Source organism: Pseudoalteromonas sp. SG41-5 (assembly GCF_014164495.1).
GTDB classification, from domain to species: domain Bacteria; phylum Pseudomonadota; class Gammaproteobacteria; order Enterobacterales; family Alteromonadaceae; genus Pseudoalteromonas; species Pseudoalteromonas rhizosphaerae.
The window spans coordinates 29878-51123 of record NZ_JACJFH010000027.1 but is presented as its reverse complement, the minus strand read 5'-3'; the positions used below and the strand labels follow the sequence as shown (position 1 = coordinate 51123).

Below are 21246 nucleotides of genomic sequence, written 5' to 3'. Positions count from 1 at the left end.
ATTTGGCATATTCAAGTTTTTGTTGTGCACTGAGTGTTACTTTTGATTTTCTGGTCATAGTGATACCTTTTGGGTTTAGCTCATTTTACGCTATAAACCTGTCCAGTTTCATTAGACCATTACAGCTATAAAAAATAAAAAGAACAATAATCTGTTGTATTTTTCACTTATCATTACAGCCAACTATAATTATCTTCTCGTAGTTTGTAGCTATTTGAAAAAATATTGATTCTCGTCAAACGGTGCTATAAGGAAATAGCCACTCAATACTCTCTATTTAAAACTTCTGTTTTTACAAAAAATGGACTATAGCTATTGTTATATATAGGAAAAGAAAAAACACAATTAACAGTGAGTTCTTATGAGTAATCCCACAAACGATCTCGAAGCGGAGATTGACCAGCTTAAAGTTCAGCTTGCAAACGCTAGAGCTGAAAATATAAAGTATAAGAAGTTGTTTGAAGTATCTGGGGACGCACTATCAATAATCGATCTGAAATCTGGTAAATTCACAGAATGTAACCAAGCTGCAATCAATATGCACGGCGTGGAAAGTAAAGACAACTTTATTAATTTAAAGCCTTCTGATATCTCACCTGAGTATCAACCATGTGGCAGACGTTCAGAGGAAATAGCCGCAGAACACATTGAAAATACTCTGACTAAAGGGCCACAGCTGTTTCAGTGGGTTCACTCTCGATTAGACGGCTCATCTTTTCCATGCCTTGTATCTCTGACTGTATTAAATGTGGATGGTGATGCTTTTATTTTAGCCATAGGTAGAGATATTAGTGAATTAGTTGAGACGCAAAACAAATTGCATAGTGCTTCAACAGACATAGAACGAATTAGCTACGCTTTCAATGAGGAAAAAGAAAAATTTGAACAGTTTTTTAGCTTAGCGCCGGTAGGCATTGCAATTAATAGGTTAGATAATGGTTTATTTGAGTATGTTAACAAGGAACTGAGTCGTTTTAGTGGTTATGACAAAGACGAACTAAATCAAATGGACTATTGGAAGTTGACACCAAAAAAGTACGAAGAACAAGAAAAAGAACAACTAAAATCCCTCTCAGAAACAGGCCGTTACGGACCTTACTATAAAGAATATATTCATAAAAAGGGTTATGAATACCCCGTACAATTGTCGGGCGTTATAATTAAGAGTGCAAATGGCGATGAGCTGATTTGCTCTGTCATCCAAGATACTTCCCATCAGAAACAGATAGAAACCGAATTACAAATAGCAAAAAACCAAGCTGAAACCAGTTCTCTGAGAATGAAATTGGCAAATGAATCAGCTCAAATTGGTGTGTGGGAGTGGGATGTCATTTCGGGAGAATTAATCTGGGATGAATGGATGTACAAGCTGTATGGCATTACAGAGAATTGTTTTTCTGGTGCTTATGAAGCTTGGACTCATAGTCTTCACCCTGATGATATGGAAGAGTCTAACAAACAATTAGAGGATGCCGTATCAGGTTTAGGTGCTTTTAATCCAGAGTTTAGAGTAGTACATCCAAACGGGCAGGTAAGAACAATCAAAGCTAGCGCAGAAGTTATTAGAGATAATGATGGCAACGCTCTAAAAGTCATCGGTGTAAATTACGACATTACAGATAAAATAAATGCGATAAATGAGCTAGAAGTAGCTAAGCAAAAAGCTGAGCAGGCAACCCAAACGAAAAGTGAATTTTTGTCAAATATGAGCCATGAGATACGTACGCCCATGAATGCAATTTTAGGCGGACTGCAGATGGTCAATACTGAGTATCTCGATGCCAAGTCCAAAGTAATGCTTAAAAATGCAGTATCGTCTTCTAAATCGCTGTTAACCATTATCAACGATATTTTGGATTACTCAAAGATAGAGAGCAATAAACTAAGCCTAGAGCAAGAGCCTTTCTCGATTAGCGATATAATTAAATCTGTGAAATTTGAAGTGGACAGCATAGTCAGTAATAAGGGTATTAAACTTGTCAGTAATATTGATGAAAATTTTAATGATCACTGGTTAGGAGACATTGTCCGTGTTAAGCAAATATTACTCAATCTTGTGTCGAATGCTGTTAAGTTTACTGAAAAGGGTAGCGTAAACATTCACTTGAGCGAAACTCTTTACCAAGAAAAGCAGGCTATTAGTCTTGAAGTGGCTGATACAGGAGTTGGAATGAGTGAGGAAGCTCAAGCTCGTATATTTGATCGTTTTTCACAGGCAGACAACTCAACAACACGTAAATTTGGTGGAACTGGGCTGGGTATGTCGATTACCCTCAGTCTTATTCTTATGATGAGAGGCACTATCGATGTAAAAAGCAATGTGGGTAGAGGCACCACTATAAGAGTCATATTACCATTAACTATAACCAATAAGAGTGTCAGCTCTTTCGTACAAAAATCTATGACTCCGCCGCCGTTGAGGGGAAAGAAAATACTGATTGCTGAGGATAACGAAATCAATCAAATTGTCATTCAGTCAATGCTCGAAGGCACTAATGCATCATTAACTATTGTAGATAACGGTAAACAGGCAGTAGAAGCAGCTAAAGAAAAGGACTTTGATTTGATACTTATGGATATACAAATGCCTGAAATGGATGGTGTTGAAGCAATGAAAAATATCATTAATTTCAATAAGCATATACCGATAATTGCACTAACCGCAAATGTAATGATTGATGACGTTGCTGATTATTTAAGCCAAGGATTTGATGCACATATAGCAAAACCAATTGATATTGCTACCCTATACGGTGTTCTGAGCTCATTTATAAAGTAAGTACTTGCTTTGTTTGTGCTTTATTGCCAGTTCGGCTTCGGCAAATCAACTTCCGCTCATAGCAAAAAGTAGACATAAGTCATTACAAATTATACTTATTAAAAAAGGCGCTTACCGTTATGGTAAGCGCCCTACTATTTTACTGATTACTTATTTTACGATTTTCATTTCGTCTAATAGGTTTTGTGCGTTATCTACTTTATCCATCACCCACAGCATGTAACGTGAATCAACGTGGATTGAACGATTAAGTGCTGGGTTATAATCCCAATCGCCAATAATACTTTCGTACACACCATCAAACAGTAAGCCTACCAGTTCGGCTTTACCGTTAAGTGTTGGTGAACCTGAGTTACCTCCAGTCGTGTCTACGTTTGATAAAAAGTTAACTGGTACGGTATTCATGCCACCGGTGTAATCACCAAATATTTTAGCCTTGATTTGCTGTTGCAGTTTTTCAGGCGCGTTAAATGGATCAACATCGGTGTTTTTTGCAAGTAGCCCTTCAAGTGATGTAAACGGTGTTGCTATCAAACCGTCTTGCGGTGAATAGCCTCCAACAGTGCCATACGTTACACGTAATGTGCTATTCGCATCTGCATACACAGGTTTATTTTGTGCTTCATTAAACGCTATGATAGCACTCATTAACTGTGGACGCGCCGCTTGTAGTTTACCGGCAAGTGCTTTGTCTTTGTCTTCTTCAGCTTTCATTACGGCAAAGATGGCCTTCGCGTATTGCATAAATGCATCTTGGCTTTGTTCAAGTTCAGCAAATGATTGCGTAGATAACGCGATACGAACGTCTTCATTATCTAGCGTTGAATTAGCATACATTTTTGCTAATAGTGCACTGTGCTTGGTTTTATCAAAGCCATTTTCTAATTCAAAAACTTTATCTACTTCTGCAAAACGCTCTTCTTTAGGTAACGCAGCATAAAGCTCTAAAAAATGTAATAAAATGGCTTTATCAACGTTTGCATCAAAACGGCGACTCATGCGCTTTAAACCGGCTTCAAAGCGTGGTAAATCGCGTTCTTGATAGCCAGATTCACGTTCGCTATCAGGTTTTTGTTGCTCATACGCTAAGCGATATAAGCTACGTGCGGTACTGATCATTTGTGAGCGGTGTACATAGCCAAGCATACGATCACGATCATTGTGCTGTTGCGATTGAGCGACTAGCGCCGACAGTTCATTTAACACTTTACCGTATTGTTTTTTACGCTTACGGTCGCTGTTTATCCACGCAGTGAGATCTTGTTCAAATTGCTTTTTACGTTCATACATAGTGCCTTTATTAAAGCTTTCTATCATTGACCCGTAGTTTTTAATATAGTTATTGTAACCCGCAATAGTGCTTTCATAAGCAATACGCGCTTTGCTGCCATCTTCTGAATTCTCTTCAATTAAAGACACATATTTTGAATTATGCTCGCGTGATTTGGGATAGCTGGTATTAAATACATAATCAACTTCAGCAGCAATGCGGTAACGGTTAGTGCGCCCAGGATAGCCTGCTACCATAACAAAGTCGCCATCTTGGACGCCTTTAGCACTGACGCTTAAATATGAGTCAGGCACATAAGGTACATTGTCTTCGCTAAATTCAGCTGGTTTGCCGTCTTTACCTACATATGCACGATAAAATGAAAAGTCGCCGGTATGGCGCGGCCACATCCAGTTATCGATATCGCCACCGTACTTACCTACGCCCATGGCAGGCGCGTATGCTAAGCGTACATCTTTAATTTCTAGTGATTTGATTAAGTAAAACTCTAGACCACCGTGGAATGAATACACATTACAGCGATAATTATCGTCAGCTTCACATGCTGACACTAATGCTTTTTCGTTTTTCTCTAGCGCGTCGTAGCGCGCTTTGGCGCTGAGTTTTTCAGTGCCTTTTATTACTTTTTTGGTCACGTCGGTAACTGTTTCAGTTACATACACTCTAGAGCCGGGTGCCGCTGGTAAGTCTTCAGCCGGTGTTGTTGCTAAAAAACCATTTTCTAAAATATTGTTCTCTGGTGTTGAGTTATATTGAATCGAACCATAAGCACAGTGATGATTGGTAACCACCAGCCCTTTTGGCGATACAAATGATGCGGTACAGCCACCAAGGCTTATCACTGCATTCATTGGGAACTCGGTTAATTTAGAAATCGATTTTGCATCAATTTCTAATCCTTTGGCTTTCAGAATTGATTCTAGATCAGGAAGTTGGTGTGGTTGCCACATGCCTTCATCAGCAAATGTTGAGCCCGATACTACAATAGCAAGTGATGCTATGAGTGGTTTTAAACGCATTTTTTAATCCTTTTTATTGTTTCTATAACAGGTTACGCGTGCAGCCTTAGCAAGGTCAATATTTCTGCGACAAAATAGCCACACTATTGTGTAACAAAATACTGAAAACAAATATTTCATCGAGCTCTGTTAGCAATAAAAACAACACAACAATGCAATCATTTAGTCATTTTCAATCGTTAGGATTTAAATACTATTAGTAATGCACGGCCTAACTATGACTGCTATTTTTTTGATCAACCTCGCTCGCTCAACCGAGCGATTGGCAAACAGCCAGCGACAATTAACCGCACATGGGCTAAGTTTTGAGCGTATAGATGCAATTGATGGCGCCATGCTCACGCAAGCACAAAAAGAAATTAATTACAGTCCTAGCCTCAATACACAAGAATATCACTACCCGCTCAGTGCTGGGCAGATTGGCTGTTATTTGAGCCATCGCAAAGCGTGGCAAACCATTGTCGATAGAAAACTTGATTACGCAATTGTGCTCGAAGATGACTTTATCTTAGATTCAAGTATCGGTAGTGCAATTAAAAATATTGAGCAATTACCGCTTGCTTGGCAACTTATAAAACTCTCAGCTTATCAAAACCGTACTCGCAAAATCGCCTATCAGATACCGTTGCAGTTTGAGCAACGATTAGTGATCCATAAAAAGTTGATGACAGGATGTTGTGCTACTGCAATCAGTTATCAAGGTGCAAAACAATTATTAGCTGCCACTAAAACGTTTGCTCGCCCTGTTGATTGTGATCTACAACATATTTGGGAAACTCAAGTCGCTGGCTATTCATTACTACCGTATCCATTCTCCCAAGATTGTGAGCAGGTAAGTGATATCAAATCGCGTAGTAATGCGCGCGAAAAGAAATCGTTTTTAGCGCGTAAAGGTCAGCAACTCCGTAGTGCGGTAAACAATCACTTTGCAACGGCGGCATTTATTGCCCAAACTAAGCGTGCTTTACCCACTACTCCTAAATGCAAAAAAGGAGCCGCAGCTCCTTTTTACTCATAACCTAGCATCATTAAATAGTATTTATTTTTTAACGAGGTTTGGGTGCTCTACACCCATCCATGCTTTAAATAATGCCATTTGCTGTGCAGTTGCCTGTTTGTCAGCAACTAGCTTTTTATCTTTATCAAAGCTTTGTGCTAGCGTTATTGTGGTGCTTTGCAGTGCATCACGGCGGATAAAATCAATGGTTACTTTATCCCCTGCTTTAAATGTTTCTAAGCTTGATTTTAAATCTTTACCAACATGCTTTTTGTTAATTGCCACAATTTTGTCATCGCTGGTCAAACCCGCTTGCCATGCAGCGCCATCGCGACGCACATGAGTTAAAGTTAATAACTCACCGGTATTTTTTGCCATCGCATCAACACTGGCAACGGCTTTTGCATCTTTTGGACGCTCTAACATTAAGCCTACTTTTTTAAACAGTGCGTCAAAATCAATATCTGCTGGTGCATCAACATTATTTGCCCACCACTGGCTGTAATCGCGGCCCGTTAACTGTTTTAAAATAGTTTTCACGTCAGTTGCAGTAAAGCCATGCGGCATTTTATATTGATTGTAAAGTGCACGATGAATATCACGGTAGCTTTGCTTACCTTGGCTGTTCTCAAGTAAATCAATATCAAGGGCCATCGAAATCAATGAACCTTCTGAGTAAATATTAGTACTGTAGTTACGAGCATGGTCACCACCTTGATTTATCCATTTATCAAAACTGGTTTCGGTGGCGCTTTGTACCTCACGCCCAGGCGATGATAAATGACGGTTGACGGTTTTCGTTAACACGTTTAAAAATTCATCCGTCGTGGCAATCCCTGAGCGCACCATTAAATGATCTTCAAAATAACTGGTTGAACCTTCCGCTATCCATAATAGTTTATCGTAATTAATATGCGTGTAATCGTAAGGAACTAAACCTTCAGGTCTATATGCTTTTACGTTCCAAGTATGGATAAATTCATGTGCTGCGGTGCTAATAAATGCAAGATAGTCTTCACGCGAGCCAAAACGGTCACGCGGACGCTGAATAATCGTTGAGTTTAAATGCTCGGTGGCACCACCTGCCCCTGAGGTTGCATGTACCATAAATACATAACGTTGGTACGGGTAAGCATCCCAAATAATATTGCCTGTTGCTACCAGCTTCTTAAGATCTTCAAGCATTTGCTCAACATCATAGTTGCCCTTGCCCCAGATCACTAATTCATAATCGCGCCCATCTACGGCAAATTTATGGAGTTCATTAATACCCGTTTCAATCGGCGAATCAACTAATACATCGTAATCTGCGGCTTTAAAGCTATGTTTTGAGCCTGCATTATCCATACCCGATACTGAGCGCCATGCTTTCGGTACATCTAGCTTAACCGTCACTGGCTCTTGACGAAATGATTCACTAAACATAAAAAAGCCTGATGCATCTATAAATGCGTGGCTATCATCAATATGGCGCGCACGTTTACCTAACTCATTAGCATACACTTGATAATCAATTTTAACTTCTGTTGGTTTATCTAAATGTACCCGCCATGTACTGGCATCAATTTTTTCCCATTTTAATGCTTTACCATTATCGCCTGTTGCTTCAAAAAAACGCACACCGTTTGCAAGGTTCAAAATTTCGTAACGACCTGTTCGCCAAGCTGGCAACTTTACATCTAAATGTGCTTGTGCCGTTTGTGGAAATTCTACGCTAACGTTGCCTAAATGATGTTCAGGTTGAGTAACAGCAAGTGAATAATTAACATCGGCCCATGCCGAGTGAGATAAAGCGGCTAATACCGATAATGCTAAAAACTTTTTCATAGAGGCTCTTAATTCATATATCAAGTGATTTTATTATGCGTGAGCCTAACAATGATGATAGAAAATGTGAATTAAAAGCGATAAATACACGTGCAGATAGGTTCGATGAATAAAAATCATCAACAAATGCTAAGTTTTTGACTTACTGACTACATTTGTGCAATTTTTGTTGTAAACTTACAACCATGTAAGATTTAATCAATGGCGGTAACTATTAGTGTCACAACAGCTCGAAGTTTTAAATAAAAAACTTAAACAAGCCATTGATACTCGTATGGTAGTTGAACATGCACGTAAGCATCAAGTAGACACATTGACACACTTTGCAGCTAAGTTATCGTTAAGCTGTAAAGGTATGGACATTGAACTTGATAATCGCTTAGCTAAGTTTCGTAGTGCGCTGGCTAAAGGGGTCGATTTTGAATTATTCGCGCCACAGATCGATGAAATTCTTACACTGCTAAAAAATCAAGAAGCACAACAGGCCACACATCAGCGTGAACTTCATAACAGTGTGCTCGATGCTGGCAAGTTACTGCAGAAAACCAAAGGGTTACCAGATGATGCACGCAGAACATTGCGTCATTTACTGGATCATGAACTGAATAATGTGCAATCGACGCGGGATTTCATTCCACTCCTTAATCGTTTAGTGACGATTTATCATCAAGCCTTACAAGTAAAACTGACTATTCCTGAATGCCAGCAAACTGCTGTGCAACCTAATTTAGCAAAAGAGTTACTCAATTTAGCTAATGATTTAGTATTTGAAGATGAAGCTGCAGATCAAGTAAAAACCATCAAAAATAATATCTCTGAAACCGATTCAGTGGATGATTTATTGACCTCTGCAATCGATATTATTCGCATCATTGCCAACAATATCAGTAAAGAGCGTCAATCTGCACAAAGCTTTTTAGTGTCATTGAACCAAACGCTTGAAGAATTACACCACTCAATTGTTTCTACAAGTAAACATTCAGAAGCAATGGGGGCTGAATTTACTGCATTAAATAAGCGCATTGAAGATAAAATTAACAATCTGACAGCACAAACCCAAAATGCTACTTCAATTTCATCATTAAAAGCCTTAGTTGATAACGAATTAAAATCGTTAAGTGAAGACTTAATTGAAAAAGAGCGCCTCGAGCAGCAAGATCGCGATATGTTGCTAAACAGTTTTCAAGAGATCAATCAACGCATTGGCAGCCTTGAAACTAAATTATCTAAATATAAAAAACGCCTGCATGAGCAACGTTTTAAAAGTTTGCTTGATGGCCTTACCAAACTGCCAAACCGAGCCGCATTTGACGAACGCTTTCATCACGAATTTCATTTGTTTGCAGTACAAGAATCCGATGTCACCTTAGTGGTGATTGATGTTGATCACTTTAAGTCTATCAACGATAAATATGGTCACAGCGCGGGTGATAAAACGTTACAAGTGATTGCCAAAGCGCTGCAAATGTCAATTCGTAAATCTGATTTTATAGCCCGCTATGGCGGTGAAGAATTTGTTTTATTAATGCCAGGTATGCCCTTAGAGCATGCCAAAAAACCTCTTGAAAAACTAAGAAAAGCGGTGAAAGGGATTCCGTTTAAGTTCAGAGATAAACAAGTAGAGATAACAGTTTCCGTCGGTGCCACGCAGTTTAAAAAAGGTGATACCCCATTGGGCGCTTTTGACCGCGCCGATGATGCTCTCTACAAAGCAAAAAATACCGGTCGTGATCGCTTGTGTATCAATAAATAACAGCGACCGACCTAGTGCTTTTTATAGCAAGGAGAACGCCTATGTTAATACAGTTAAACCCGACAGGTGTGTTAGATTTACTGTCGCAGCTCGAAGTTGATTTATTAGAGCAATCGTCTACCAGTGAGCGTTATAAGTTATTTAGAAACTGTGCGCTAGCTGTTCTCAATGTTGGCAGTCATACTGACTCCAGCTCAGAGATTTACAATAAATATCAAGATTTTGATATTCGCTTATTAAGCCGTGAGCGAGGCATAAAAATTGAACTACTCAATCCTCCGACTACGGCTTTTGTTGATGGTGAAATAATCACTGGGATCCACGAACATATTTTCTCTGTTATTCGTGATATTTTATTTATTTGTCAAAAATACGAAAAAGATTTAACCGAACAAAAAGCCATTACTCATATGGTCTTTGATATGTTGCGTAATGCCGCAGCGCTTCGCGTTAATAGCGATCCAAGTATGATTGTCTGCTGGGGTGGTCATTCTATTAATGAAAACGAATATAAATACACTAAACAAGTAGGTTATGAGCTTGGTTTACGTGGCTTAAATATTTGTACTGGCTGTGGCCCCGGTGCCATGAAAGGTCCAATGAAAGGTGCAACCATTGGACATGCAAAACAACGCAACACCAATAACCGTTATTTGGGCTTAACAGAGCCAAGTATTATTGCCGCAGAGCCACCAAATCCGATCGTCAATGAACTGGTTATTTTACCAGATATTGAAAAGCGCCTTGAAGCCTTTGTACGCACCGCCCACGCTATAATTATTTTCCCTGGCGGCGCTGGCACTGCTGAAGAGTTATTGTATTTACTAGGCATTTTACTTCACCCTGATAATGCCAAACAGTCGTTACCGGTTATTTTAACTGGGCCGAAAGAAAGTGAAAATTACTTTAGCGAATTATGCCAGTTCATTGAAATGACGTTAGGTAAGGAGGCGCTTGATAAATTTGAAGTTATTATTGATAACCCAGAATTAGTTGGGATCAAACTCAAATCTGCAATGGCAAATGTGCGTGATTACCGCAAGAGTCAGGGCGATGCATATTACTTTAACTGGACGTTAAAAATTGAAAATGAATTTCAGCAACCTTTCGCGCCAACTCATGCCAATATGGCTGGGCTTGATTTACATTTAGACCAAGAAAAACAATTACTAGCCGCTAATTTGCGCCGTGCATTTTCAGGTATTGTTGCAGGGAATGTTAAAGACGAAGGCATACAAGCCATTAAACAACATGGCCGGTTTATCATTAGCGGTGAGCCGACTTTAATGAAAGCCATGGACAAACTGCTGCAAGCATTTGTTGAGCAAGGAAGGATGAAGCTCCCAGGCAGTCAATATGTTCCATGTTATGAAGTCAAAGCATAAGGGTTAATGTATTCGTGTCAGGTCAGTTACTTTTAATCGATGCGCTTAATTTAATTAGGCGCATTTATGCAGTTGATAGTAATCAAAACAAAGGCAGTGATGAGCAAATGATAAATACCTGCTGCGCGCGGGTAGCTCACGCTTGTGAAAAACTTATAAAGATCACCCAAGCAACGCATGCTATTGCTGTATTTGATGGTGATAAAAGCTGGCGGTATCATTATTACGCTCAATATAAAAGCAGCCGTGCCCCCATGCCTGAAACTCTGAAAAATTCATTAGATAAATTTAAACAGGCGATTGAGCAAACGGGTATTGTGGTGTTTGCCCCAGTAAATGATGAAGCTGATGATATTATCGCGACATTAGCCGATAAAATGGCGCAAAATCAGTTGTATAGTACAATTATCTCCACTGATAAAGGGTTTTTACCTAGCTTAAATAATTATATTAATGTGTATGATTATTTTAAAAAAGAATATTTAGATCATCACTCTATCGTACAACGTTTTGGTGTTGAGCAAGCTCGATTAATTGATTTTTGGGCAATGGCTGGTGATAAAACGAATGATATTCCGGGTATTAAGGGAATTGGTACTAAAACAGCACAAGAGATTATTAGTAAGCACGCAGATATAACATTGGCGGTAGAGGATGAAACGCTCTCTACAGCAGTTCGTAAAAAGTTAGCGACAGGAATGGCTGACTATATTACCTCTAAACATTTGGTTGGTTTACGTACAGATATTAACTTAGGCTTTAGTTTAAAGCAGTTAAGGCTCAATTAATCGCATTCACGTAGCACTGGATTTGAACTATGCGTATACTAAATTTAAGTCTCAGCGTAAGAGTGCACAATGTTTAAGAAGGTTTTTCGCTATCTCATATTAGGTTTGGGTGTATACGCCTTGATCGCTACTTTGGTCATTACTTTTTATAAAGATGATCCACAGGCGATGATCTGGCAAGACCGAGAAGCGTTCAATAAACGTTATATCGCTAAATTAAGTGTCGAAACACCGACTAACTTAAACACAGTTTTAGAGTATTTAGGCAGTCCTGATCTAACATTCGCGAAACGTGATAAAGAGGAAGTATGGCAAATTATTTTTTACCGTACTCAACATATCAAATCAGATGGGATCACGACTATGGATGAGTGTACTGGTTTACTGTTTAAAAATGGCGAATTGATTTTGTGGGGCCCAAGTGCATTTGATGCATTTGAGCAACGCGGGTAATTAATTACTTATGGATGCACTCTGCGCACAAGATCTTGCCAGCCTATTTGAAAAAACTCACCAAATATTAAGGCGTTATAATAATAAAAGTCAGTGGCCACAAATTTATCCGCTGTTGACACAACTGGCTGAGCAATATTATAAACTCTATGATTCACATCCAAATGCACTACAAGCCCAGCTTACTCTATATGCAGAAACACAAGGTTATACAACCAACTTAGTGGTCAATCAATGTGTCATTGTCGCCGCATTTTGTCGCAGTTTAAGTTACGACAGTAAAATCAGCCAATTGCTTATTTGTGTGTGTTTAACTAACTATTTATGTGTGCAAACACAAACTAATAAGCTGGCCCTGCGCCAACCTCTTACCCAACAAGAAAAAAAGCAATGGCAGTCGCGTCATCAGCTAGCAGTAAAATTACTGCAATCAGCTAACGTTCCCACTGACCATATTGCGTGTATTTTAGCGCGCTTAAATAAGTATAAGCAGGCCTTGCTAAGCACGCCAAAAATCATGATCTATGATGGACCAACGACGTTAGTTGCGTTAGCAAATATTATTGCGATGAACATTACCTATCGTACCCAAAATGATCATATTGATATCTATAAGGCAGTGGCTGATATTTATATCCGTACTCCTAACCTGTTTGCCCAACAAGCATTAAAAGCATTAATCGGTCATTTTGGCCCTTACCTGCCAGGCTCTTTAGTTAATTATAGCGATCAGCAGCTCACTTATATTGGTAAAAACCACCAGCAACGGGATTTATTAATTGCATTGCATGAGCAGCAAAAAACCAAATGGTATAGCGTTAAGGCAAAGCTAGAATCACATTCAAAACAACGCCCAAGTAAAGACAAGCGATTATTGTTTAGCGTATGGTTCAATGAGCACATAGCCCCCCCTGTTGAAATTGTAAACTTTGAAAAACAACAATTACTGATGCTGATAAGCCAAGTTAAAATACAAAAAGAATACTCATACAGTGCCCTTGCTAAATTACTCAACAATCATCCAGCGACAATTGAGTTACTTCGTGAAGCAGTGAAGCCTTATAATAAAGAGCACCTAGCAGGCAAAGATTTACGCCATTGTTTATCAATGGTCGGCTTATACAATGCACCAGCGATCATTCAACGGGTGCTCTTTGAGCAATTAGTAAACTACCAAGCACATCCATTAATGCAACATATACAATTACGCTTACAGGCAATAATAAGTTTATTAAACCAGCTGGTAAGTCGTGATCAACACAACCAGTTCGAGCACCTCGCTTTGCCTATTTATGGTTACGTTAATTATTTGATTGAATACTGTAGCACCACAATTAGCCGTAAGACAGTGTATGAACACTCACCTAAAAGTGATGTAAGTATGCCGTTTGCGTGGCTATTTGGTGTCACGATTCATGATAGTGGGCATTTATCGGCTTATTTACTTGAATTGCTTGGTGACAATCCATGGACACAAGCGCTCTTAGATGCAGAGCAGCAAAAAAAACAACACTTATCTGCAGAGGCACAATTATGGGTTGCAATAAAACTCGTCGTTATTAAGGTGTATCAACCCAACGTAATACAAAGTAGTTGGCAAACACACACTTTTGAGCAAGTGTTAAAACGCTTAGATTGGCAGTCCAGCGAGGATTTTTATGCACAGCTACCAAGCCTAGGTTTAAGCAATAGCGTATGAATATTTATTAGACATAGTGACTAATTTAGTGCGTTTTCGTGGGTTTTACTGGCAAAAAGTTGAATAAATTGCTATAAAAGCCGCTTGTATTTTCAAACTCATTCACGTAAATAATCTAACAAGTAATCGCTTAATACCAATCGTGTTAAGTTACTAGCCATTTATAGCGACAGATAAATAGAGTGATAACAAGGCATAAATTTCGACATGTAGTTGTTCTACTTGAGAAATTCATAACGCAGTTAGCGCTTTATTTAGCACGCTAGAATGGTTAAATATTTAAGTCGATTGGTATAATAATGCGTCACATTTACGTGCATTTCTAACTCGTAATAGGAAAAGTTCATGGCCAAACAAACCATCACAGTGATCAAAGGCGACGGCATCGGTCCGAGTATTATTGATTCAGCCCTTGAGATCTTAACAGCCGCAGGGTGCGATTTTGATTATGAATTCGTTGATGCAGGTCTTGCAGCCCTAGAAAAGACCGGTGAATTATTACCACAAGATACCATTGATACTATTGCGCGTAATAAAATTACTCTTAAAGGCCCACTAACTACGCCAGTTGGTGAAGGTTTTACTTCAATCAATGTAACATTACGAAAGCAGTTTGGTTTATACGCCAATGTACGCCCAGTAAAGTCATTTGTTGGCACCAAAGCACGTTATGAAGACATTGATATCATCACGGTACGTGAAAATACGCAAGGTATGTATTCAGGTTTAGGCCAAGTGACATCAGAAGATGGCAACGAAGCACAAGCAATGTCTATGATCACCCGTGAAGGTGCTGAAAAAATCGTTACTTTTGCCTACGAACTAGCCGTGCGTGAAGGTCGTAAAAAAGTGACAGCGGTTCACAAAGCTAACATCTTAAAATCAACTTCAGGTTTATTCTTAAAAGTAGCTCGTGAAGTTGCTGAGCGTTATCCTGAAATTGAATCAACTGAAATGATTGTTGATGCAACCTGTATGAAACTGGTAATGAGCCCTGAAGAGTTTGACGTTATCGTTACTACAAACCTGTTTGGTGATATTTTATCTGATCTATGTGCTGGTCTAGTAGGCGGTTTGGGTATGGCACCTGGCGCTAACATCGGTGAAGATGCAGCAATCTTTGAAGCAGTTCATGGCAGCGCACCTGATATTGCTGGTAAAAACTTAGCAAATCCAACCTCTGTTATTTTGGCATCTATTCAAATGTTAGAGCATTTAGAAATGGGCGAAACTGCAGAGCGTATTCGCAGTGCTGTAGCTGACGTAATTAAATCGGGTGATCGTACCACTCGCGATTTAGGTGGCAGTCACGGTACTACTGACTTCACTCAAGCTGTTATCGACCGTTTATAAACCAAACCTAGATTATTAGCATTATAATAAAAGCCAGTATTTACTGGCTTTTTTGTCACTTAGTTTATGCTTGCCTCTTTGTTCGAAAACTGAGCGGTAGCAGTAACAATAACCAAAATATACTTCCGCCACTGGAGCCTGAACTGGCAACTTGTTTTTGCACTGTTACCATAAGCTTGCTAGACGGTAAGGTGTTTTTTATGCCTTTTGCAGAGGTATCAGTCACGATCAGTGTCACCGTATAACTTCCCGCTTGGCTATAAGTATGTGTAGGATTAGCACGTTGGCTTACAGCACTGTCATCTCCAAAATCCCAACTGTAAGTGTAATTATTAAACCCGCCTTTGGTATCACTGTTAAAATTAACCAGCAAATCTTTTGCACTGTAACTGGCCTGTGTTGTAAGTAATACATCTGCCGACACTTGGGTTGCAAAAGACTGCATAGCGCCATTTGCATCAGTTACAATAACGCTCAAGGTATAATCGCCACTGTATTCATAGCGGTAGTTAATGCTCTGCCCTTTCGCAGTTGAGCCATCACCTAATTGCCATGCATAGTCATAAGGTGCTTGACCACCTGATACAGTGACTTTTGCAGTAACATTGCCTTTCTCTATACTGGTATCCACACTAGAAATTGATAACGGCGCAGTAAGCACAAAAGTCATCGATTCTTGAAACTGCTGCCCTTGTTCATTAGTACGAGTAAAACCCACAGTGTAACTACCGTAATCGGCAAATTTATGATTTGGATTCAATTCATCACTACTTTGTCCATCACCAAACTGCCAGTTAAAACTATCGGTTGGGGTCAACGCCATTCCTTTAATTTCAAAACTCGCTTCGAGATCATTAGTAATTACATTGATCCCAGACTGTGGTGTATAGCCTAAATTCAATTCAATTGAGCTATTATTAATCGCTTGCTCAACAATAGAAAAATTAAAACCAAACGTTGAAACTTTTACACCAGAGGCCGGTTGCGTGGCAAAACTGTAATCATTATTATCATTAAACTCAGTGATTGCTGTTAACTGCGTATCGCCTAAACCTTGGCGCTGATCATAAAGACTAAAAGCAGCATCTCTTAACTGAATCGTAGTACTGGCAGGTGCGCTGCTATTACCTTTTGCAATGGCATTTTGATCGGCATCAACAACCAATATAAACCCTTCACCAATATGCTCAGGAGTATTATTATCTGTATACTGTTCATTAGCAGACCAAAGTAATAAACCCGGTGAATACTGCTCAACTTGTAAACCACTATCTATTCCTAAATAACTACGTAACTGTAAATAGTAATTGTGTGGTTTTGCATAGATGTGATCCCCCACTCGGCTAAAGCCATCAAGTTGTGCTTGTGTTGACTGCTCTGCATTATCTTGCCAAACGAAAGTATCACCTTGGCTAATGGTCATATCATCAACCACTAGACCAAAATAATGAGTATAAGTGTCCGTTTTATAGTTAAAACTAAGTGTGATTGTTTGACCAGCATAAGCTGATAAGTCAAAACGATGCCGTAAATAATTATTCGGCTGCTGAGCGTCATTTACTGAACTTGAAGACCCTGTTATATATGGACCAATGTCTCCATAAAATGGATTGACTGCTTGAGTATATTGCGAAGCAATAGGCTGTGCGTTTACTAATACTTGAGCATAATCATAATCCGTTTCAATGCTGTAATAGGCACTTAAATCAAGATAAGTAGGCTGCGTACTTGCAGGTATATTAACTGTAAATGTCATACTTTTTGAAACATTATCACCACTGCCAGAGTAGTATTGCAAGTGCCCTTCTACTGCTTGATAAAACGGTTGTAAGTTGGTTGGTAGGGTGATTTTTAACTGGTTTAATTCAGTTGATACCCCACTACTATGGCGAAGTATTTGCTGTTGATTGGTATCGATTTCGTCTAACGATATCGTCGTTTGATTAAGCCAGTTTCCTTGATAACGGTTTTGTAAGTACTCGAGTGCATAAGGACTGAACATCACCGGCTGTGAGCCACGAGGTGAGCCTGCCCAACTACCACCAGACATCACAGACCAAAGCGCAACTGGCTCCCCCAGCGCACTGCCGGTTAAATCATATTCATCAGGCAAACCTAAGTCGTGACCAAACTCATGTACCACCACGCCAATACCAGCATCGATAGGATTTATAGTATAACCAAATAAACGAATACTACTGCCATCAACCGCACTTGGCTGATTGTTTTGGTCGTACACATAAAAACGATGTGACCAAATTGCATCAGTACCCAGTACGCCACCACCGGCTTCCTCACCTATACTCGAGTGGAAAATCATAACATGGTCAATAATCCCATCAGGTTCATTGGTGATCCCATCACCATCACGATCATCCAAATCTGTTAAATCATAATCGGCTAAATTAATATTAAATTTGGCTACGGCTTTTTCTACCGCTTCATGCACTAAACTAGGGGCATCAATATCATTATTACCCCCTTGGCGAGCCCCATAACTTTTCGCATCATTATCGGCTGTTACCCAGCCATAAACTTGACCCGTAAATGCTAAGCTTTCCCCTGAGGCTTGCTGATAGTATTGATACGCTGTTTGCAACGGTTGCTGCTGTGGACCTGAGTAACCATCAGTAGCGAACAACATTTGTTGGTAATGCTGCTGACTATAGCTTGAGTAGTACATATCGCTATCAACTGCGGCTAAGCCATTATCATCATGAGGTAAGTCAGGAAAATCAACCAATATAGCCAACACTTTTACGGTATTGTGCGTCGAGTTAGGTAACTGCGAAGACACACTCGCTAAGCGCTGAGCCATTTTTCGTTGTTGGGTTAAAACTTGAGGGTTAAGCTGCCGACGTGAATGCATCGATTCACCACGGCCAATATAATCAGACAATAATTTGTCATGCGCTATTTTATCGTCAAGCTGCCCGCGTTTATCTAACCAATATAAAATTCGCTCTTTGTTAACGACCCCAATATCAGTTGGGCTACTATTTTGTGGTTTTGCCACACTCTGTTGACTTAACAATGCCAAAGTCAGGCCACATAACAATTGTGAGTATTTCACAGGATCACCTATCAACAACTCCATAACGATAATAATAGCGAATAATTTATATACTTACATTACATTTATAGATATACAGTGAATATCGCCACGCTTCAAAAAAGCATAATTTCTTTGCTTTTAACGGTTAAAAATGCAATTTAAAGCAACTTTTAAATATAAAAACAATTAATTTGGAATTTTAATGCAACATTGCCGTTTTGGCTGTTGACATTAGCTGGCAAAACCTTTAAAAATAAGACTATTAAATTTGTAGACTAAATGAGTTATTCGGCTATCTCAGCGCAATAACTCATTTGAACTTATATAACAAATACCGAGAAGAAAAATAACGTTATGAAATATCAATTTCACCTAGTCACTGTACTCGTACTGGTCTTAGTTTTAAGCCCAGCGGGGATGTATTAGAAGGTGAAATAGCTTTTTAAAAACCCCCGCCCTAAGCGGGGGTTTTTTTATGCATTTAAATTATACGGTAATTGCACAGAATAAATGGGGAGTGCGTGCAATAGCACATTATTACTCATGATAATAATCAATCGGTAACAGGCACACAGAGGAATGAGGATGAGTACACAACAATATAATGGCTCCGAACTAGTTGTTCAGGCATTAAAGGCATTGAAGGTAAAATATATATTTGGCTACCCCGGTGGCTCAGTATTAGATCTTTATGATGCATTATTTCAGCAAGATGATGTTGAGCATATTTTAGTTCGTCATGAACAAGCAGCAACCCATATGGCTGATGGTTATGCACGTGCCACAGGTGAAGTGGGCGTAGTATTAGCAACATCAGGTCCAGGTGCGACAAACTGTATCACGGGGATCGCTACAGCCTATATGGATTCTATTCCTATGGTAGTGCTATCCGGTCAAGTGCCGACTAACTTAATTGGTGATGATGCATTTCAAGAAACCGATATTGTTGGTTGCTCTCGGCCAATCGTAAAACACAGTTTTAACTGTCGTAGCGCAAAAGATATTCCTAAAATTTTGGCTAAAGCATTTTATATTGCAAGTACTGGACGCCCAGGTCCTGTGGTCGTAGAACTGCCAAAAGATATGTTAAACCCTGCACTTAAATTTGATTTTGAGTTTCCAGCAACCACAGAGCTGAGAACCTATAGCCCAAATACCAAAGGCCACCCAAAGCAAATTCGCAAAGCCGTTGCCGCTATTTTAGAAGCTAAAAAACTGGTCATTTACTCTGGTGGCGGGATTATTATTTCTAACACTTCAGAGCAACTGACTCATTTGGTTGAATCACTCAATGCACCAATCACTAATACCTTAATGGGATTGGGCGGTATTTCCGGGGTTCACCCTAATTTCGTTGGTATGCTAGGTATGCACGGGAGCCTTGAAGCAAATAAGGCGATGGCAAATGCCGATGTGATCTTAGCTCTAGGCGCCAGATTTGATGACAGGGTAACCAATAACGTGAAGAAATTTTGTCCCAATGCGACGATTGTTCATGTTGATGTTGATCCGACCTCTATTTCAAAAACGATCAAAGCCCACATTCCAGTCGTCGGTTGTTTATCAACCGTACTTGAGCAATTACAGACAGCCATAGATAAAAGTCCAATCAAAATTGATCGTAGTGCTCAAGAAGATTGGTGGCGTCAGATCATTAGCTGGCGTGAACAAAAATGTTTAAGCTACAGCACCGCGGGCGATAAAATAAAGCCTCAGGCCGTCATTGAAGCAATTTATAAAGCTACCAATGGTGATGCCTATATAAGCTCTGATGTAGGTCAGCATCAGATGTTTGCGGCGCAGTACTACCCGTTTAAAAACCCGCGCCAATGGATCAACTCAGGGGGTCTTGGCACTATGGGCTTTGGTCTGCCAGCGGCAATGGGAGTAAAACTTGCGTTCCCGGATAAAGAGTCAGTGTGTGTCACCGGTGATGGTTCGATTCAAATGAACATTCAAGAACTTTCGACATGTTTACAATATAACTTGGCTGTAAAAGTGGTGTCACTGAATAACCGCTCTCTGGGTATGGTGCGTCAATGGCAAGATATGGTCTATGGCGGTCGTCACTCATCGTCGTATATGGAATCGTTACCTGATTTCGTCAAACTTGCTGAAAGTTATGGCCATGTCGGTATTCGCGTTAATACTCTTGATGAACTACAGCCCGCAATCGATAAAGCCATGTCGATCACTGACCGTTTAGTGTTTTTAGATATTCTTGTTGATGAAAATGAACATGTATACCCAATGCAAATTAAGCTTGGAGCAGTTGATGAAATGTGGTTACGTAAAGGAGTGAAAGCATAATGCGTCGTATATTATCTATTTTACTTGAGAATGAACCAGGCTCATTGTCGCGTATTGTTGGCCTATTCTCACAACGAGCTTATAACATCGATAGTTTAACCGTTGGCACAACAGACGATCATTCTTTATCACGTATTACTATCACTACCATGGGTGATGACCGTGTGGTTGAGCAAATCACTAAACAGGTTAATAAATTAGTAGATGTATTAAAGATTATTGATCTAACTGAAATGGCGCATATTGAACGTGAGCTGCTATTAGTAAAAGTATTCGCTCAAGATGAAGCTAAAAGAGCGGCAGTAACGCGAGTGGTCGATGTATTCCAAGGTGCTATTTTAGACATGGGTCGCAACAGCTACACATTGCAGCTTGTTAGTAGCACAGATAAAATTGAATCGTTTTTAGATACCTTACGTCATGAGACAGACATAATTGAAGTTGTACGCTCTGGTGCGGTAGGTATTGGCCGCGGTGATAAAGCACTAAAAGCTTAAACCTTAGATTAATGAGCAGATACAAAAAAAGGGCTAATTA

Annotated in this window: 13 protein-coding genes; 10 read left to right on the top strand and 3 right to left on the bottom strand. The window is 39.6% G+C overall.

All coding sequences use genetic code 11. From position 1 onward, the window contains the following. The first annotated feature begins 361 nt into the window (after window positions 1-361). Window positions 362-2779 carry a PAS domain S-box protein gene (locus H5232_RS09370; protein ID WP_182734172.1) on the top strand — a complete coding sequence of 806 codons (2418 nt, stop codon included), beginning with the start codon at window positions 362-364 and terminating at the stop codon, window positions 2777-2779. 150 nt (window positions 2780-2929) lie between these two features. Here the strand turns inward: H5232_RS09370 and H5232_RS09365 are convergent, their stop codons facing one another. Beyond that, a complete protein-coding gene (locus H5232_RS09365) occupies window positions 2930-5089 on the bottom strand; it encodes a S46 family peptidase (protein ID WP_182718666.1) in 2160 nt (719 codons plus the stop codon). 217 nt (window positions 5090-5306) lie between these two features. Here H5232_RS09365 and H5232_RS09360 point away from each other — a divergent pair, with 217 nt between their 5' ends. After that, complete coding sequence (locus H5232_RS09360; RefSeq protein WP_182718665.1) at window positions 5307-6107, top strand: glycosyltransferase family 25 protein; 801 nt, start codon at window positions 5307-5309, stop codon at window positions 6105-6107. 21 nt (window positions 6108-6128) lie between these two features. Here H5232_RS09360 and H5232_RS09355 read toward each other — a convergent pair whose 3' ends face one another. Then, entirely contained in the window at window positions 6129-7913 is a 1785-nt protein-coding gene (locus H5232_RS09355; protein ID WP_182718664.1) for a M61 family metallopeptidase, read from the bottom strand. Window positions 7914-8130: 217 nt separating this feature from the next. Between H5232_RS09355 and H5232_RS09350 the strand changes: the two genes are divergently transcribed. The 6 genes from H5232_RS09350 (at window position 8131) to H5232_RS09325 (ending at window position 15344) form a co-directional block, all read left to right on the top strand. Further along, a complete protein-coding gene (locus H5232_RS09350; RefSeq protein WP_404687826.1) occupies window positions 8131-9666 on the top strand; it encodes a diguanylate cyclase in 1536 nt (511 codons plus the stop codon). A gap of 41 nt (window positions 9667-9707) precedes the next feature. After that, window positions 9708-11051 (top strand): nucleotide 5'-monophosphate nucleosidase PpnN, encoded by a 1344-nt coding sequence (gene ppnN, locus H5232_RS09345; RefSeq protein ID WP_149980187.1) that lies wholly within the window; start codon window positions 9708-9710, stop codon window positions 11049-11051. Between the two features lie 14 nt (window positions 11052-11065). Beyond that, window positions 11066-11839 (top strand): flap endonuclease Xni, encoded by a 774-nt coding sequence (gene xni / locus H5232_RS09340; protein WP_182718663.1) that lies wholly within the window; start codon window positions 11066-11068, stop codon window positions 11837-11839. A 69-nt stretch (window positions 11840-11908) separates the two neighbouring features. Further along, the gene (locus tag H5232_RS09335) at window positions 11909-12292 is read left to right on the top strand and encodes a DUF3192 domain-containing protein (RefSeq protein ID WP_149980185.1); all 384 of its coding nucleotides are present in this window, start codon (window positions 11909-11911) and stop codon (window positions 12290-12292) included. A gap of 10 nt (window positions 12293-12302) precedes the next feature. Next, window positions 12303-13991 carry a hypothetical protein gene (locus tag H5232_RS09330; RefSeq protein ID WP_182830816.1) on the top strand — a complete coding sequence of 563 codons (1689 nt, stop codon included), beginning with the start codon at window positions 12303-12305 and terminating at the stop codon, window positions 13989-13991. 345 nt (window positions 13992-14336) lie between these two features. Then, the gene (locus tag H5232_RS09325) at window positions 14337-15344 is read left to right on the top strand and encodes an isocitrate dehydrogenase (RefSeq protein WP_182718661.1); all 1008 of its coding nucleotides are present in this window, start codon (window positions 14337-14339) and stop codon (window positions 15342-15344) included. A gap of 64 nt (window positions 15345-15408) precedes the next feature. On the opposite strand, the gene H5232_RS09320 is transcribed toward H5232_RS09325, so the two are convergent. Further along, window positions 15409-18441 (bottom strand): immune inhibitor A domain-containing protein, encoded by a 3033-nt coding sequence (locus tag H5232_RS09320; protein ID WP_182830815.1) that lies wholly within the window; start codon window positions 18439-18441, stop codon window positions 15409-15411. A 543-nt stretch (window positions 18442-18984) separates the two neighbouring features. Between H5232_RS09320 and H5232_RS09315 the strand changes: the two genes are divergently transcribed. Together H5232_RS09315 and ilvN are read left to right on the top strand one after the other, a co-directional pair. Continuing rightward, window positions 18985-20709 (top strand): acetolactate synthase 3 large subunit, encoded by a 1725-nt coding sequence (locus H5232_RS09315; RefSeq protein ID WP_145235824.1) that lies wholly within the window; start codon window positions 18985-18987, stop codon window positions 20707-20709. After that, complete coding sequence (ilvN, locus tag H5232_RS09310) at window positions 20709-21206, top strand: acetolactate synthase small subunit (protein ID WP_149980181.1); 498 nt, start codon at window positions 20709-20711, stop codon at window positions 21204-21206. The genes H5232_RS09315 and ilvN overlap by 1 nt, the downstream gene beginning before the upstream one ends. Window positions 21207-21246 lie beyond the last annotated feature (40 nt).